16 protein-coding genes are annotated in these 15738 nt (G+C 73.5%); 8 read left to right on the forward strand and 8 right to left on the reverse strand.

What is annotated here, in order from left to right; genetic code table 11:
• Window positions 1-218 precede the first annotated feature (218 nt).
• From ACZ6ZI_RS21325 to ACZ6ZI_RS21340, 4 genes are all read left to right on the forward strand, one after another.
• Window positions 219-1292, forward strand: coding sequence for a sugar kinase (locus ACZ6ZI_RS21325; RefSeq protein WP_469523146.1), 1074 nt, complete (start codon window positions 219-221; stop codon window positions 1290-1292).
• Window positions 1293-1314: 22 nt separating this feature from the next.
• A complete protein-coding gene (locus ACZ6ZI_RS21330; protein ID WP_469523149.1) occupies window positions 1315-2067 on the forward strand; it encodes an IclR family transcriptional regulator in 753 nt (250 codons plus the stop codon).
• Window positions 2068-2201: 134 nt separating this feature from the next.
• Window positions 2202-2741 carry a hypothetical protein gene (locus ACZ6ZI_RS21335; RefSeq protein ID WP_469523153.1) on the forward strand — a complete coding sequence of 180 codons (540 nt, stop codon included), beginning with the start codon at window positions 2202-2204 and terminating at the stop codon, window positions 2739-2741.
• A gap of 17 nt (window positions 2742-2758) precedes the next feature.
• Window positions 2759-2944 carry a hypothetical protein gene (locus tag ACZ6ZI_RS21340; protein WP_363053975.1) on the forward strand — a complete coding sequence of 62 codons (186 nt, stop codon included), beginning with the start codon at window positions 2759-2761 and terminating at the stop codon, window positions 2942-2944.
• 231 nt (window positions 2945-3175) lie between these two features.
• Here the strand turns inward: ACZ6ZI_RS21340 and ACZ6ZI_RS21345 are convergent, their stop codons facing one another.
• The 3 genes from ACZ6ZI_RS21345 to ACZ6ZI_RS21355 form a co-directional block, all read right to left on the reverse strand.
• Window positions 3176-4456 carry a vWA domain-containing protein gene (locus ACZ6ZI_RS21345; RefSeq protein WP_469523155.1) on the reverse strand — a complete coding sequence of 427 codons (1281 nt, stop codon included), beginning with the start codon at window positions 4454-4456 and terminating at the stop codon, window positions 3176-3178.
• Window positions 4457-4521: 65 nt separating this feature from the next.
• Window positions 4522-5805, reverse strand: coding sequence for an AAA family ATPase (locus ACZ6ZI_RS21350; RefSeq protein WP_469523157.1), 1284 nt, complete (start codon window positions 5803-5805; stop codon window positions 4522-4524).
• A 224-nt stretch (window positions 5806-6029) separates the two neighbouring features.
• Complete coding sequence (locus ACZ6ZI_RS21355; RefSeq protein ID WP_469523159.1) at window positions 6030-7448, reverse strand: hypothetical protein; 1419 nt, start codon at window positions 7446-7448, stop codon at window positions 6030-6032.
• 133 nt (window positions 7449-7581) lie between these two features.
• On the opposite strand from ACZ6ZI_RS21355, the gene ACZ6ZI_RS21360 reads away from it, so the two are divergent.
• Window positions 7582-8013 carry a VOC family protein gene (locus ACZ6ZI_RS21360; RefSeq protein WP_469523161.1) on the forward strand — a complete coding sequence of 144 codons (432 nt, stop codon included), beginning with the start codon at window positions 7582-7584 and terminating at the stop codon, window positions 8011-8013.
• Window positions 8014-8180: 167 nt separating this feature from the next.
• Here the strand turns inward: ACZ6ZI_RS21360 and ACZ6ZI_RS21365 are convergent, their stop codons facing one another.
• Together ACZ6ZI_RS21365 and ACZ6ZI_RS21370 are read right to left on the reverse strand one after the other, a co-directional pair.
• Window positions 8181-8669 carry an STAS domain-containing protein gene (locus ACZ6ZI_RS21365; RefSeq protein ID WP_469523164.1) on the reverse strand — a complete coding sequence of 163 codons (489 nt, stop codon included), beginning with the start codon at window positions 8667-8669 and terminating at the stop codon, window positions 8181-8183.
• Window positions 8670-8978: 309 nt separating this feature from the next.
• Window positions 8979-9386: a RidA family protein gene (locus tag ACZ6ZI_RS21370; protein ID WP_469523166.1), complete on the reverse strand. Its 408-nt coding sequence runs from the start codon at window positions 9384-9386 to the stop codon at window positions 8979-8981.
• A gap of 139 nt (window positions 9387-9525) precedes the next feature.
• Here ACZ6ZI_RS21370 and ACZ6ZI_RS21375 point away from each other — a divergent pair, with 139 nt between their 5' ends.
• A complete protein-coding gene (locus tag ACZ6ZI_RS21375; RefSeq protein WP_469523170.1) occupies window positions 9526-9906 on the forward strand; it encodes a winged helix-turn-helix transcriptional regulator in 381 nt (126 codons plus the stop codon).
• Between the two features lie 225 nt (window positions 9907-10131).
• Here ACZ6ZI_RS21375 and ACZ6ZI_RS21380 read toward each other — a convergent pair whose 3' ends face one another.
• A complete protein-coding gene (locus tag ACZ6ZI_RS21380) occupies window positions 10132-10860 on the reverse strand; it encodes a helix-turn-helix domain-containing protein (RefSeq protein ID WP_469523173.1) in 729 nt (242 codons plus the stop codon).
• A gap of 79 nt (window positions 10861-10939) precedes the next feature.
• Here ACZ6ZI_RS21380 and ACZ6ZI_RS21385 point away from each other — a divergent pair, with 79 nt between their 5' ends.
• Together ACZ6ZI_RS21385 and ACZ6ZI_RS21390 are read left to right on the forward strand one after the other, a co-directional pair.
• Window positions 10940-11854: a LysR substrate-binding domain-containing protein gene (locus ACZ6ZI_RS21385; protein WP_469523175.1), complete on the forward strand. Its 915-nt coding sequence runs from the start codon at window positions 10940-10942 to the stop codon at window positions 11852-11854.
• 199 nt (window positions 11855-12053) lie between these two features.
• Window positions 12054-12773, forward strand: a complete 720-nt coding sequence (locus tag ACZ6ZI_RS21390) for an NADPH-dependent F420 reductase (RefSeq protein WP_469523177.1) — start codon at window positions 12054-12056, stop codon at window positions 12771-12773.
• Between the two features lie 189 nt (window positions 12774-12962).
• Here the strand turns inward: ACZ6ZI_RS21390 and ACZ6ZI_RS21395 are convergent, their stop codons facing one another.
• On the reverse strand, window positions 12963-14786 hold the full coding sequence (locus tag ACZ6ZI_RS21395; RefSeq protein WP_469523180.1) for an alpha/beta fold hydrolase: 1824 nt from the start codon (window positions 14784-14786) through the stop codon (window positions 12963-12965).
• Between the two features lie 466 nt (window positions 14787-15252).
• Complete coding sequence (locus tag ACZ6ZI_RS21400; RefSeq protein WP_469523183.1) at window positions 15253-15612, reverse strand: ArsR/SmtB family transcription factor; 360 nt, start codon at window positions 15610-15612, stop codon at window positions 15253-15255.
• Between the last annotated feature and the right edge of the window lie 126 nt (window positions 15613-15738).

Consider the following 15738-nt stretch of genomic DNA (forward strand, 5'->3'; position numbering starts at 1 on the left):
AAGGGATGGCAACGCCCGAAGGGCCCTCGGATGTGCAGGCGTTGAGGGCGGGGTCCCGAAAGGCGACCTCCCGAAGGCGGGTCCCGACGACGGCCCCGAAGGCGACGCCACGCAGACGGTGACCCGTGGACGGCGGTCCGTGGACGGCGACCCGTCAACGGCGTTCCGAAGCCGACCCGACGAACCAGCAGACACCCGAAGCCAGGGAGCAGCCACCGATGAACCGGCAGGACACCGCACCCGCACCCCGAACGGACGAACCGGTCCAGGCCGTCTGCCTGGGGGAGTCGATGGCCGTCCTGTTGGCCGACGGCCCCGGCCCGCTCGACACCGTCGGCGCGTTCCGGCCGTCCGTCGGCGGAGCCGAGTCGAACGTGGCCTGCGCCCTGGCCGCCCTCGGCATACCGAGCGCCTGGATCAGCCGCGTCGGGGACGACGCCTTCGGACGCCGCCTCACCGCCGAGATCGACGCCCGGGGCGTGGACACCGGTGCCGTCGCCGTCGACCCGTACCGGCCCACCGGCCTCTACCTCAAGGAGACCGGCGGCTCCGGACGCCCCGGCGACCTGGGCGCGGGCCACAGCCGCCTGCACTACTACCGCACCGGCTCGGCCGCCTCCGCACTCGGCCCGGACCTGCTCGCCGACCCCGCCGCCGCGCGCCTGCTCGCGGAAGCCCGACTGCTGCACCTCAGCGGCATCACCGCCGCCCTCTCCGACAGCTGCCTCGCGCTGCTGCGCGCGCTCCTCGCGCCCGGACGCCGCCGCCCCGACACCCTCGTCAGCTTCGACCTGAACTGGCGTCCGGCCCTGTGGCACGACCGCGACCCCGGGGTGTTGCCGGCCCTGCTCGACGCCGCCGACATCGTCCTGCTCGGCGCCGACGAGGCCGAGTCCGCCTTCGGTACCGGCGACCCGCACGCCCTGCGGGCCCTGCTCCCCTCGCCCGCCACCCTCGTCGTCAAGGACTCCGGCAACGCCGTGACCGCCCTGACCCGCGACGGCCTGACCGTCACCGAACCCGCGCTGACCGTGGAGGTGGTCGAACCCACCGGAGCGGGCGACGCGTTCGCCGCCGGCTACCTCGCCGGCACCCTGCGCGGCCTCGACCAGCGCGCCCGACTGCGCCTCGGCCACATCGGTGCCGCCGCGGCGCTCACCGCGCACGAGGACCACGGCGTACCCGCCCCCGAACCGGTCCTGACCCGCCTCCTCGGCGCGACCGTCGAGGAGTGGGCCGCGACCTCCGTCACGGCGGATGGCATCGTGTCCCCCCTGACGACCGTCACGTGAACCGACCGGAGCGACCCGAACCATGAGCCAGACCGTCACTCGCGCCCTGCGCCTCCTCACCGAGCTGGGCGAGGGCGAGCGCTCCCTCGAACAACTCGCCCAGGTCCTCGACGTGCACAAGACCACCGCGCTGAGGTTGCTCCAGAGCCTTGAGGAGGCACGTTTCGTCTACCGGGACGCCGGCTACCGCTACCACCTCGGCGCCGGCCTGTTCGCCCTGTCCAGCCTCGCCCTCGAACAGCACGGCATCCGCCGCACCGCCGCCCCGCACCTGGCCGAACTCAACGCGGACACCGGCCAGACCGTCCACCTCGCGGCGTACGAGGGCGGCGAGGTGGTCTACATCGACAAGTACGACTCCCGGCACCCCGTCCGCATGTACTCCCGCATCGGCCTGCGCGCGGCCCTGCACAACACGGCCGTCGCCAAGGTGCTGCTCGCCGACCTGCCCGAAGCGGAACGCCGCCGCGTGGTCGAGGCCGTCGAGTTCACCGTCCACACGCCCCGCACCATCACCGGCCCCGAAGCCCTCCTCGCCGAACTCCGCAAGGTCGCGGACCAGGGCTGGGCCGAGGACCACGCCGAGCACGAGTCCTTCATCAACTGCATCGCCGCACCGATCCGGGACGCCTCCGGTCGCGCCGTGGCCGCGGCCTCGATCTCGGTGCCCGACGTGGTCCTGCCGTACGAGCGGGTCCTGGAGCTGCTCCCCAGGCTGCTCGCGACCGCCCGGGCCGTCTCGGCGGACGCGGGCGATCCTTCGGCCCGGCCCTGACCCGCCCGGAGGGCAAGGGCTTTCGGCGGCATGTGCGGGACTTTCGTCCCTTAGGTTCCCTTCACACCCATGATCAACTTTGGGTGACTGATCAACAGATGCGTTCATTCATACGCTTTGATGGGGGAATCCACATGAACTTCGGTACCACCACGTCCTCTCGCACGTTCCGGACCGCTTGTGCCGCCGTCCTCGCCACCTCGCTGCTCGTGGCCGTCGCACCGGTCGCGTCGGCCGCCCCGGCGAAGCCGGCGAACGCCGCGCGGGTGGTGAACGTCGACGGAGGCGGCGCCTACCTGGACCTGGCCTCGGCCGGCTACACCTACGAGGAGGCCGTCGAGGCCTTCAAGGACTCCGACGTCGTCACCGTCGTCCGGGGCGACCTGCCCCGGGAGAACGGCGAGGCCCCCTCGCGCGTGGCCCGCGGCGTCTCCCTCGGCTGGTACGTCTACGTCAAGCTGAGCAAGTCCCAGGCCAAGGCCGTCAACGCCGGTTCGGCCGCGACCGCGGCCGGACTCATCGGGGTCATCACCGGCGGCATCGGCGCCGCGGTCGCGGCCGGCGTGTACGCGTACGTCGTCTCCCTCGGCAACGAGGGCATCGACCGGTGCAAGAACGGCGTGGAGATGAAGTTCACCTACACCGGCAAGGGCGCCGGCGCGAAGTGCTACTGACGAGGGGGGAGCCCGCCGTGCGCCGCCCCACCGGACTCTCGACCGGGCTGGTCGTCGGCCTGTTCGTGCTCTTCGGGGTGCTGCTGTGCACCACGTGGAGGTCGAGTGGGGAGGGCCTGACGCAGACGCTGGCGGTCTACCTGGCGGTGGCCGTCCCCGGCTGCCTGCTGGTGCTGTGGCTCATGCGTCGCGGGCGGCGGTAGCCGGCGGTAGCGGCGGGGCCAGGGATCGGGATCACCGGCCGTCCCCCGGTGGTCCCGATCCCGCGCGCACGTCCCCGCGTTCGGCTCGCCGCCCGGCCCACGGGCCCCGCCCCGCTCGCGGCGGCACAGAGGCGGCACAGAGGCGGCGCAGAGGCGGCACAGAGGCGGCGCGGGGCGCGGCGATGCTCCCGACCGGTCCGCGACCGAAGACCGCGTCCGGGGCTCGGGTCCCTAGGAGGCGGCCTGACCGATGGCCACGACCCGGGCCCAGGCCGGCGGGGCGTCGGGGACGTGATCGGGGTCGTCCTCGTCCACGGGGCGCGACGGGCGCGGGAAGAGGCCGACGACCGTGCGGCACGGCGGCTGCACCGAGGGCCAGGGCGTCTGGCCGTCCGTCAGGGCGACGATGACGTCGGGCCGGGAGCGCAGCGCCCGGGCGAAGCCGGAGCGCAGGTCCGTCCCGCCACCGCCGATCAGTTCGAGGTTCTCCGCGCGGCACAGCGGTACGGCGACACCCGCCGCCGCGTCACACGAGATCACCGAAACCAGGTCGCGGCGCCCGCCGACGGCCCGCGAGATCGCAGCCACCTCCAACAGCGCGCTGCCCAGCTCCGCGTCGCTCACCGACCCCGAGGTGTCGATCACGACGCAGACCCGGGGCGGCGTCCGGCGCAGGCTCGGCAGGACGACGCCGGGGACGCCGGCCGAGCGGCGGGACGGGCGCCGGTAGCTGTGGTCCTCACCGGCCCCCGGAGCGCACGCCGCCGCGCGGATCGCCGCACCCAGCAACTGCCGCCACGGCTGCGGGGGGTGGAACGCCTCCTCCGCCCACCGGCGCCACCCCTGCGGAGCCTCCCCCGGCCGGCCGCTGATCGCCTCGGACACCCGGAAGCGCACCGCGTCCCGCTGCCGGCGGCTCAGCGCGTGCGCCCCCTCGGGACCCAGCTCCCACGGCCGTGCGTACCCGTCGGCGCCGCTCCCGCAGTCCAGCCAGGCCAACCGCGGGGTGCGGCCCACGAGCAGGAATCTCCCCAGGTACTCCTCCATCAGCAGCCCGTCCGGCAGTTCGAGCATCGACGGTCGTACAGCGCCGTCCGGCATCGGCAGGCCGTCCCCGTAGATGTCGTCGTTGATCTCGAAGTCCGCCGCGATGTTCTGCTGCAGCCGTGTCCCGGCCGGGTGCTGCCGCGCGTACCGCCCGCTGCGCCCGTGATGGTCCCGCAGCAGGTGGGAGACCTCGTGCACCCACACCCCCGCCAGCTCCTCCAGCGGGGTCCGCGCCACGAAGAGGGGGGAGACGTAGCAACGCCAGTACGCGTCGACCGCCATCGTCGGCACCGACCGGTCCTCCACCACGTGCAGCGCGAAGAGCGCACCGGCGAGGTACGGGCGGACCGCGACCGCGTGCAGGCGCGCGGCCAGCAGCTTCTCCCGGTCCAGGGGGACGACGGGCCCCGGCGGCGGGCCGGGGGCCGCCACGCGCACCGGCCGGGGCGGCGGGGGCGGAGCCATCGGGCGCGGCAACGGGCGCACCGCCGGGGCCTTCGGGCGCGGCTCCGGCCGCCGCACGGCCCCGGTCACGGGCGGCCGCCCGCGGCGCGGGCGCCGGCCGCGGCCGCGGTCCGGGCCACCGAGCCCTCGGCCCGCCGGGCGAGACCGACCACCGGGGCGAGGCGCTCCACCGCCTCCGGCACCTCCCAGCCCTCGCGCCGCAACGCGGCCAGCGCCTTCGCCGGGCCCACCAACAGATCCGGTGCGCCGGTCTCCAGAGCCCGCACCAGCACCGCCCAGCCCGCCTCCCAGCGTTCCCGCACCGGTCGGGTGCCGACGGCTGCCACGACCGCCTCCAGCGTCGCCTGGCGCAGGTCGCCGCGCTCGGGGAGTTCGGCGGCGCCCGGGTCCGCGAGCAGCAGCTCCGGGTCGGGCAGCTCCATCCGGTCGATGTGGGCGAGCAGTTCGAGGCCCGGTCCGTCCCCGACCGCACCCCGGACCAGCAGCGCCAGCACGTCCTGGGAGACGGAGGCGGCCGTACCGAACGCGAGCAGCGTCATCGCCGCCTCCCAGCTGCGGGGCGAGGGCCAGGCGCCGCCGCGCCGGGTCTCGGTGGTCGGCAGGCGGTGGATCAGCGTCGGCCGGGCGTTGAGGAAACCGCACACCGCACGGCGGGCGAACGCCACCGCGTCCGGCAACCCCGCCGGGTCCAGCCGGGGCGGCTCCGCCCTCGGCCAGACCCCGCCGAGCCCGCGCACCACCACGTCCCGGTCGTGCACCCAGTACAGGTGGACGAACCGGTTCGCGAGCGGCGGGCTCAGCTCCCAACCGTCCGCGGCCGACGCGCGGGGATTGGCGGCGGCCACGATCCGTACGCCCGGCGGCAATTGAAGCGAGCCGACCTTCCGCTCCAGGACCACGCGCAGCAGTGCGGCCTGGACGGCGGGGGTGGCGGTGGACAGTTCGTCGAGGAAGAGCAGTCCCCGCCCGGCGCGCACCAGCTCCACCGCCCACTGCGGCGGAGCCATGGGAACCCCGTTCACCGCCGGGTCGTCGCCCACGATGGGCAGCCCGGAGAAGTCGGTCGGCTCGTGGACGCTGGCGATCACCGTGGTCAGCGGCAGATCGAGGGAGGCGGCGAGTTGCGTCAGCGCGGCGGTCTTGCCGATGCCGGGCTCACCCCACAGGAGCACCGGCAGGTCCGCGGCGACCGCCAGGGTCAGGGCCTCCAGCTGTTCGTCGGGGCGGGGTTCGGTGGTGGTCGTCCGCAGGAGGGTCAGGAGGTCTTCGGCGAGACCGAGTTGCGGCCGGTCGGCCGGGGAGGGCAGTTCGGGTCGGGGGAGGGAGGGGAGGAGGACGTCGGACGTCATGGGCATCACCTGGGTGGATTCGAGGACGGAAGGCCCGTCGCGGCCGAGTGGCGTACGCGGGCACGGAGCACGGGGCGCGGAGCACGGGGCGCGGGGCACGGAGCGCGGGGCGCGCCGCGCGACGGGCGGTCGGTTGGTGGGTGCGCCGGGTCGGCCGGCGCGGGAGGAGGTCCGCGAGCACGCGGAAGAGCAGGGCCGAGGGAGAGCGGTCCCGCGGGCGGCCCTCAGTCGCGCAGGCCGGTCCGCGGCCGGGTACGACTGTCGCGCTTGCGGCGTATCGCCCGCGGGAGACGGCGGTCGGGTCGCGGCCGGCAGCCGTCGCCACCGGGCCCGTCCGCGGCCGGGTGTACCGGCAGCAGGCCCGAGCGGAACAGCCCGTGCTCCAGCCGGCCGGCCACCGCCTCCTCCAAGGCGTCGCGCAGGGGCCCCTCGCGCAGGACCGCGCCGGGACCGAGCAGCTCCTCGACCACGGCCAAGGCCCCGGTGACGTCGCCGTGGGCCAGGCGGTCGCGGACCGCGGGCAGCGCCTCGGGGCTGCGGTGCACCGCTTCGATCGCCCGCAGGCAGGGCAGCCCGGGCCCGCCCAGCGCCATGAGGAGGTCCTCGCGGGCGAGCTCGGCCGGGCCGTGGTCGACGGCCGCCAGTACCCCGTCCCGCAGAGCGATCCGGTGCACCCGGCCCAGGCACTCGACGCGGTGCGGGTCGTCCCCCGGACCGGGGGCCGGCGGCGCGTCCGCGAAGCCCGCGGGTCCCGCCAGCGCCGCCGCGACCAGCGGATGGAGCCGCTCCACGGGGAACAGCCCGGCCCGCAGCAGCTCCAGGTCCGGAAGGGGTCGCACCGCCGCCTCCGGCAGCGCCGGGAGCTCCGCGATCCGCCGGCGCGACGGCGCCTCCCGCGCCGGCCGGAGCACCGGGACGTGCACGTCGTCGGGAGCGACCAGTTCCAGCACGGTGCGGCCGCGCGCGCCGAGCCGTACGGTCAGGGCACCGCGGGGCCGGCCCTCGGCCCGCAGCAGCAGCTCCGCCTCGGTAGCCCAGTGCTCCGGCGGCCAGGAGGGCCCGTGGCCGTCGGCCCCGTACGAGTCGTCCGGACCGCGGCGGCGGGCCAGTTCGGCGGCGCGCGTGGCGTCCCAGAGGTGACGGTGCAGGTCAAGACGGAAGCGGCGGTCGGGGTGCGGATGGGGGTGGTGTACGCCGGCGTCGTGTACGCCGGCTTCGTGTCCGGAGGCCTCCCACAGCGCCAGGGACATCCGCTGACCCGCGGCCGCCCGGGCGGGCGGCGTCCGCACGACGAGGTGCGGTGCCGGGGTGCCCGGGTCCCCGTAGCGGGCCAACGACACGGTGAGACCGGGCCGGAGTCGTCCGTCGGGGGCGACCCTGGGCATGTGCCAGCGCAGCAGGTCCGGCGCGAGCCGTCGCAGGTCCGCCCGGAGGCGGGCGGTGAGTTCGTTGCCGTGACGCAGGCGCACGGCGCGCAGATCGAGATCGACGTCGACACGGGCGACGGCGCAGGCACCGGCCCAGTCGCCGTTCGCACGGCGGGCGGTCGCTTCTTCGATCATGGACGGTGGCACGGCGTACTCACGTACGCGTTGCCACATCAACAGGCGGGCGGGAATCGGGTCCGCGAAGTGAGCTGCCATCAGCACTCACCTTGAGCGGACGATTCCCCCAATCCGGAGAGGAGGAAGGTCTTCATCACGCGCATCATAAGCAGCTCCCGGACGATCTGTCAGCCGCGTTTCCCGGCCGCCGGGCCCCTGTTATGGTGCGCCGATGTCTACGATCAAGCAGTTCCAGGTGACCTTCGACTGTGCGGAGCCCGTGCGCCTCGCCGCCTTCTGGTGCGAGGTGTTGGGATACGTCCTGCCGCCGGTTCCGGAGGGCTTCGCCACGTGGGAGGAGTACCACGGCTCGCTGCCGCCCGAGGACGAGGCCTACTTCGCGTGCACCGATCCCTCCGGTGTGGGCCCGCGCCTGCTCTTCCAGCGGGTTCCCGAGGGCAAGGTCGTCAAGAACCGGGTGCACCTCGACGTACGGGCAGGCACGGGGCTCGTGGGCGAGGAGCGCCTGGCCACGCTGGAGGCCGAATGCGCACGGCTGATGGCGCTCGGTGCGAAGCACGTGCTGACCCAGCGCGCCGACGGCGTCAACGAGTCCTGCATCACGATGCAGGACATCGAGGGCAACGAGTTCTGCCTCGACTGACCGTTTACCCGAGGCCGGAGAGGGCTCCGGTGGACCTCGCAGGTCTCGCACGTGGCGGGAGCCATCCCGGGAGGGCGAGGTCGTGCAGGCGGGCGACGCCTTGCGCGGCGTCGCGCACACCCTCGACTCCCGAGCGGGTGGCGGTCGTGCGGGATCTTCCGATCCTCCTACGGGCGAAGGAACGGGTCCGCCGGTGCGGCGGCCCCCAGCAGGGCGGGCATCGGTGTGCCGCGGTAGTCGGCCACCAGGGCGGTGGCGAGCGCGGTCGTGCCGACGTGTGCCTCGGCGGCGGCGCGGACCAGGATCCTCCTGGCCTCGGCGGCGCCGCACGGGGTGGCGGCCATCAGCACGCCGACCGCCTGGGAAACGACGGGCCCGGCGACCGGCCCCTCGGCGCGGTGCTCGCCGCGGGCCGCCGTCGGATCGGGTGCGATGGGGAGCAGGTGGCGGGTTCCGCTGAGGTCCAGCAGTCGGCCCAGACGCCGGCTCAGGCCCGTCACCGCGAGCCGTCTGCCGCCGAGGGCGGCCGAGGCGGCGAAGTCGAGCAGGACGTGCAGGCCGACGACGTCGCAGAAGGTCAGGCCGGACAGGTCGAGGTCCATCTTCCGGTGGCCGGCGACGAACGTCCAGTTGGTGCGTGGTCCATCCGAAGCCATTTCCGTAATCATGCGATTTGCGATTCAGGTTTCGCCAGAGGGGAATCGGCCTTCCGGCACTTCACGGTCGCGCGGGTGGCTCCCGTACCGCCCGACGGGAGGCGGTCGCCGAGGAACGGCACGTGGCCCTTCCGGCCGCCGAGGCCCGCCCCACCCTCGTGTTGAGGGCCCGTCGCGGACTCCGGTTCGCCGCCCCGCGCGGCTCGTGGCGATGAGCCGGCCCGGTCGCCGGGTCGTGGCCGCACGACCGTTGATCCTGGAAGCGCTTCGGTCAGACTCCCACCGACTGCGCCCGCTCGACCGGAGCGGTCAGTCGATGACGGCGATGGCCTCGACCTCGACCAGGATTCCAGGTTCGGCCAACGCCGCGACCCCGATGCCGGTGAGCGGCGGAGCAGGCAGGGGGCCGAGCCTGGCGGACGCCCGCGCGACACCCTCGACGAACGGGGCCATCTTGTCGGGCGCCCAGTCGACGGCGTAGACGGTCAGCTTCGCGACCTGGTCGAACGAGGCCCCGACCCCGGCGAGGGCTGCCGCGAGGTTGAGGTAGCACTGCTCGACCTGGGCGGCGAGGTCGCCCTCGCCGACGAGTACGCCGTCGGCGTCCCAGGCGACCTGGCCCGCGATGAACACCAGCTTCGATCCGGTCGCCACCGCCGCCTGTCGGTAGAGGTCCACCTTCACCAGACCGTCGGGGTTCACCAGGTTGATGGTCATGCGTGCTCCTTGTCGCGAGGACCCGGGGAGGAACGACCGCCGGAGCGGGCCGCACCACGCTCTCTTGTGGATACTCGGTAACCGTAGAAGAGTGAGCGCTGACGTGGAAGAACGCACTTTTTGGTGAGAGGGGAACCTCATGGTGACCAAGCAGATCAACGGCCCTTCCGACGATGCGGACCTCAGGCGCGCGGACTCCCTGGCACGCGAGATCTTCTCGGACGTCGCCAACAAGTGGGCGCTGCTCATCATCGAGGCGGTGGGCGAGCGCACCCTGCGCTTCACGGAACTGCGCAACGCGGTCGAAGGCATCAGCCACAAGATGCTCACGCAGAACCTGCGGATGCTGGAGCGCAACGGGCTCGTCGTGCGCGACGTGTACCCCACGGTGCCGCCGCGCGTGGAGTACTCCCTCACGGAGTCGGGCCGAGCCCTCCGAGAGACCGTGGACGTCATGTGCGACTGGACCCACCGGTACCTCGGCCACATCGAAGCGTCACGCCACCGCTTCGACGCCTGACCGACCGCCCCGCCGCAGGGCCAACGGCACGCGGTGCGCCGCGGGCGCGGCCTGCGACGAGCACCGGAGCGCCCGAGTACCGAGTGCCCCATCACCCGATCACCCGGGTACCCGATCCCCCCGGCATCAGCGGCCTGGGGCTCTCCCTCGGCCCCTCCGGGTGTGTGCGCGGCAAGGCCGGCCCGATGCCCGCGGACCCCCGCGCCGGGGCCGGGGCCACCGGATTCACCCCCCGGTGATGGCGGACACCAGCCCGACGAACTCCGCGCGCTCCCGCGCGGTCAGTACCGCGTAGAGGGACGACTGCGCCGCGTCCGTGTACTCCTCGGCCCGCCCGAGCAGGGCGGCCCGCTCGGGCGCCACCGGCCGCGGGTCCGGCCAGCCGTAGGCGGCGGCACTCTCGACACCCAGGTTGACGACCATGGCCTCCCGCGCGCTCAGACCGCACCGCCGGACGGCGAGGAGGTGACAGGCGCCCCGGTGTTCCCTGAGCACGTGGATCCGTTGCATCGCCGAGCCCGCCGGGTCGCCCGCCGGGCAGACCAGCTCCCGCCATCCCGCGAAGAGCGGCAGCGCGTCACCGTCGGCGGCCCCGATCACCCGGGCCGCCAGGTCGTTGAAGCGGACCACGTCCGTGTCGGCCGGGACCTTCGCCCCGCCCCACGCCCGGGCGGCCGCCGCGTAGAGCTCCGCCGCCTCCCGGGCCGCCATCACGGGGCGGCCCTCCCGCCACCCCGTCACGACCAGACCGGGACCGAGGAACCCCTGGACCGCCCGGACCACCGAGGACGGCGCCTCGCCGAGGACCCCGAAGCGCCCCCGGCAGTAGAAGCCCCGGCCCGGGGCGAAGCCCGCGCGCAGCCCGACCTCGGCGGTCGCCGGATCGGACATGAACGCGTCGCCGAAGTCGTGCAGCGGTCGGGCCACCCGGGCCACGCATGAGGAGATCTCCATACGACGACGATCACCTGCGAGTATTCGACAGGACAAGAGCGTCTTTTCTACGCCGACCCGATAGGAAAACTGACGGATCATGCTCGATGCCCGACGTCTCCACCTCCTGCGCACCGTCGCCGCCCGCGGCTCCATCGCCGCGGCGGCACGCTCCCTGGAGCTGACCGCGGGCGCCGTCTCGCAGCAACTGGCCGCGCTGAGGAACGATCTCGGAGTGGACCTCCTGCGCCCCGACGGGCGCAGCGTCGCCCTGACGGAGGCCGGCAGGGTCCTCGTGGCGCACGCCGATCGGGTCCTGGCCGCCATGGAGGAGGCCGAGAGCGCCGTCGCCGCCTTCCGGGGCACGGTCGGTACCACCACGACGCTGGGCGCCCTGCCGTCGACCGTCGCCCGCATCGTCGCGCCGGCACTCACCGCCCTCGCCGCCCGCCACCCCGCGCTCACCGTCACCTGCCTGATCACCGACCGCGCCCAGCTGCACGAACTCGCCCTCGGAACCGTGGACGTGGTGGTGGGTCAGCACTACCGCCACCTCCCCGAGGATCCCCCGCGCGGTGTCGAGATCACCCCTCTCCTCGACGACCCCCTGCTCGCGGTCACCGCGGCGACCGACGACGACCCGGCGGCCGGCCCCTCGGATCCGGTGGAGCTGACCGAGCTGGCGGCCCATCCGCTCGTGGTGCCGCCGTCGGACACGGACTGCGGACGCGCGATCCTCGCGGCCTGCCGGCAGGCGGGCCTCACCCCGACGCCCCGGTACGTCAGCGCCGACATCGGTGCCCAACTCGCCCTCGTCCGGCAGGGTCTGGCCGCCGCGCTGGTGCCCCGCAGCGCCCTCGACCGGGCCGCCCCCGGCCTGCGCGTCGCCCGCGTCGTCGGTGACCCGATCCGCCGTCTCCTCTTCGCCGCCAACCGCCGTACCGAGAACGAGAACCCCACCACCACGGCCGTCACCAGGGCCCTCCACGCGTCCGCCCGCGCCGGGCGCTCCTGAACGCACCGGGCGCGGCGTCGAAGGCGGGTCGTGTGCTCCCGGTGGGTGGGGCCGCCGGGCCCGGTGTGGACCGCGACGTCCACGCCGCCGACCGGCGGACGCCGCGCGCAGGTCTCCGCAGAGGACAGATGCTGTCCTAAAAGCCCCCTACGGTGGATTTGTCCGACCCCGAACACCCGAACCACCGGAAGGCCCCCACATGAAGATCGCAGTCCTCGGTACCGGCGGCGGAGCCCGTGCCCACGCGGCCAAGCTCGTCGAGCTGGGCCACGAGGTGTACGTGGGTACCCGTGACCCCGAGGCCACCCTCGCCCGTACCGAGTCGGACATGATGGGGAACGTCCCGTACGGGCAGTGGCTCGCCGAGCACCCCGGCATCACCCTGCTGTCCTTCGGTGACGCCGCTGCCGCGGCCGACGACCTGGTCGTCAACGGCATCGACGGGCACAACGCCGTCGCCGCGCTGAGCGCCATCGCCGACCGGCTCGCCGGCAAGACCCTGGTCGACTACGCGGTTCCCTACGTCTACCGGCACGAGAGCGAGCACCCGTGGCCCACCCCGTGGGGCGTCATGCCGAAGCTGGAGCCGTGCGACACCGACAGCCTCGGCGAGCGGATCCAGCGCGCCCTGCCCGCCACGCAGGTCGTCAAGAGCTTCGTCACCCAGGAACAGACCACCGTCGTCGATCCGAAGGCGGTCGGCGGCGGCGATCACACGATGTTCGTCGCGGGCGAGGACTCCGACGCCAAACGGCGCGTCACCGACCTGCTGGAGGCGTACGGCTGGACCGACGTGCTCGACCTCGGCCCGCTCGTGTGCGCCCGCGGGATGGAGATGTACGCCCACCTGCACTCCGCCATCGGCTTCGGTCTCGGACAGCAGTTCGGCGGCCACTTCGGCATCAAGGTCGTCCGCTGACCCACCTCGACACGCCGCTCGGGATCACGGCCTCACCCCGGTGGCATGAGCACGGGCCAGGGGGCGGGGAAGAACGGCGCGTGCCCCGTCCTCCCGGGGAGGACGGGGCACGGGACTTCGACGGGCACGGCGCCCGGCCCCGATCAGTGGACGCGCCGTCTTCCGTGTCGTGTCACGCCGACGCGGGGACTATCCGAGCGGCAGGACCAGATGGGCGGTGCTGTCCTCCGCGGACGTGATCGTGGTGGTGCTGCTCTCGCCCTCGCCGGCGTCGGAGTAGAGCTGGTCCCTGCTGTTCACGACCAGCATGAGCCGGTGGTTCGCGGCGAGGTCGTAGCCGGCGGCCTGCAACTTCCAGGCGGCGTTGCGGTCCTCACCGGGGGACAGGTCCGCGAGCGTGAGGGGCTCGTGCGTGATGATGCGGGCGGTGTCGTCCGGGGCGACGTCGAACAGGTACGCCACGAGGGTCGTGGCGGCGGCGGAGCTGCGGACGGTCAGGGAGAGCTCGGGGACACCGCGGATGCGGCGTGCGTTCTGGAGCGGGCCGCTGGTCCACACCGCGAGGTGGCGCCGGTCGAAGGTGCCGGTGGGGTAGGACTTCGGGGTGCCCTTCCATTCCGCCTGGCCCGTCGTGATGATGGCGTCCACCGCGGTGGCGGCCGTGAGCCGGCCTGCGGTGAACTCCCGCTTCCAGCCCGTCTCCGGCGAGGTGTCGAGTCCGCCGTCGCGGCGGTCGGTGGAGGAGGCGGTGAGGTACCAGGATTCGGTGGAGGTGGTGACGTCCGCCCAGGACGGCCTGGGTTCGCGGACGGCGGGCTCGGTGATGACGTTCTGTCCGGTCTCCGGGTCGATCCGGGTCGTGTACGTGAACATGATCTGGCTGTTGACCGGCGGCCATGCGCCGACGCCGTTGTCGGCTCCGAGCACGTGGTGGTCGAGCCATGCGAACGCCTCCTCGACGGGTACGTTCGGCCCGCTGAACGGGATGGTGAGGCCGGCGCCCTCGGGCGCGGCGTGGTCGCCGATCCAGAGGTTGAGCCGCTTGGGCACGGTCAGGCCGTCGAAGTGCGCGATGGTCTGGTTGGCGGGGAACAGCGTCTCGTGCCAGGTGTTCGAGAAGAAGGTGGGAACGCTGCGGGCGTTGGTCTCGTCCAGGTACGACGACGGTGACCGTTCCTTGAGCCACATCTTCACGTCTTCGGGGTTCCGGCCGGCCAGGAAGTCTTCCAGGAGTTGACGGGTGGCCGGGTCGAACTTGCGATCGATCGGGCCGCCGGTGAACTCGATCAGCGCGTTGACCGCCGCCAGGTGCCGGGTGTCGTTCTGGTAGAGGCTGTCGGCCAGGTCGCCCCACGTGCTCAGGGCCACGACCGCGTCCACCCGAGCGGCCGGGTCGTTCGCCGCGACCAGCTGGCTGATGCCGGAACCGTAGGACTCGCCGAGGAAGGCGATCCTGCTCGGGTTGAGGTGCTGCTGGGCGTAGTCGATGACGGTGGAACCGTCGGCCCAGTCCGAGGGGCCGGCCACGTCGATCGTGCCCTGCGAGGTCCAGGGGGCGTCGATGAAACCGCCGCCCGGGAGGGGGAACGTCAGGCCGATGCCGCGAGGGGTGTAGGCGAGCACGTGGTAGCCGCGGAGCGCCAGTTGGAGGTAGGCGTACTCGAACAGGATCCAGCCGAAGGGCGTCCAGCCCGACGGCACGATCACCACCGGGCGGGGTTCCGAGGTGTTGAGCTTGATCGTGTGCGCGGAGAGGCGCACTCCGTCGTCGGCGGTGATCCGGGGGAAGCCGATCGTCGCCTTCTGCCGCACCTGCTCGGTGAGCTGCTGGAGGTCGGCGGTGAGCAGCGGCGTCTCGGCCGTGCCGTTCAGGGTGGCGACCAGGGCCTCGGCGACGTTGACGGCGTCCGGGTCCACGGAGGTGGGCGAGGTGTAGACGCCCTGCCCGGCGATCCGGTTCAACTGTGCCGCGGTGACCTGCGTGATCGGGTTGTCGTCCTGCGAGTGGCTCACGAAGGGGTCCTCTCGTCATCGCGCCGACCGGGCGGACCGCTCGGCGCCGTGGGGCACCCGTTCTAGCCCTGCCGGATCACCCTGTAGCGGATATCCGGACATCTCCGGTCATCGAGGCGGCGGACGTATGTCACCCGTGTGGGCGGTTTCGTGCGCGGCGGTACTCGCGGTTCGCGTGAAACGGCCATTGCGTGACATCGAGTGGATCAACCTGGTCGTACGCGGTCGCAGAGTGATCGACCTGATTCAGTCGCATATGCCGGTGGAACGAGGCGGCCCGGCCGGGCTCGATCCGGGCCCGGCCGGGATGGCGGGACAGGATCCCGCCGAACGGATCCACAGGCTGATCGCGGCGCGGGGCGGACCGGTGCCCGCCGCGTTCCCCTCCGGAGTCACCCACCGGCTGCCCGCGCCGGACGCCGACTCCCGCGCCGGAAGCTCCTCGGCCCGGTTCCGCACCCCGGGGTCAGTCGTGCGGGGCCTCGCCGCTCACGCGGTGGTCGGCGTGGCTGAGGGCCTCGGTGACGAGGCGACGCAGGTGCCCGTCCCCGAGCCGGTAGAACACGTACCTGCCCTCCCGGCGGGTCTCGACCAGGCCGGCCAGCCGCAGCTTCGCCAGGTGCTGGCTGACGGCGGTCCTGGAGGCGGAGCACCGCTCCGCGAGTGAGCCGACGTCGGACTCGCCGGTGGTGAGCAGCCACAGCAGGTGCAGTCGGGTGGCGTCGGAAAGCAGGCTGAAGACCGAGGCCGCCTCGGCGAGACGGGCCTCGTCCGGGGCTCCCGGATGCGCGCCCGTCGCGGCCGGTACCGATTCGCTCACACCCATGCGGACAGGGTAAGCCGGGCGTGCGCGTCGGTCGCCTGCGGCTTCCCCTCCACCCTATCTACATGTGCGCATCTGCGCACATGTAGATAGGGTGGAGAGGTCCGCCCCTCCGCCCGAAGGACGCCC

The sequence above is a fragment of the Streptomyces sp. NPDC103540 genome (assembly GCF_055584445.1).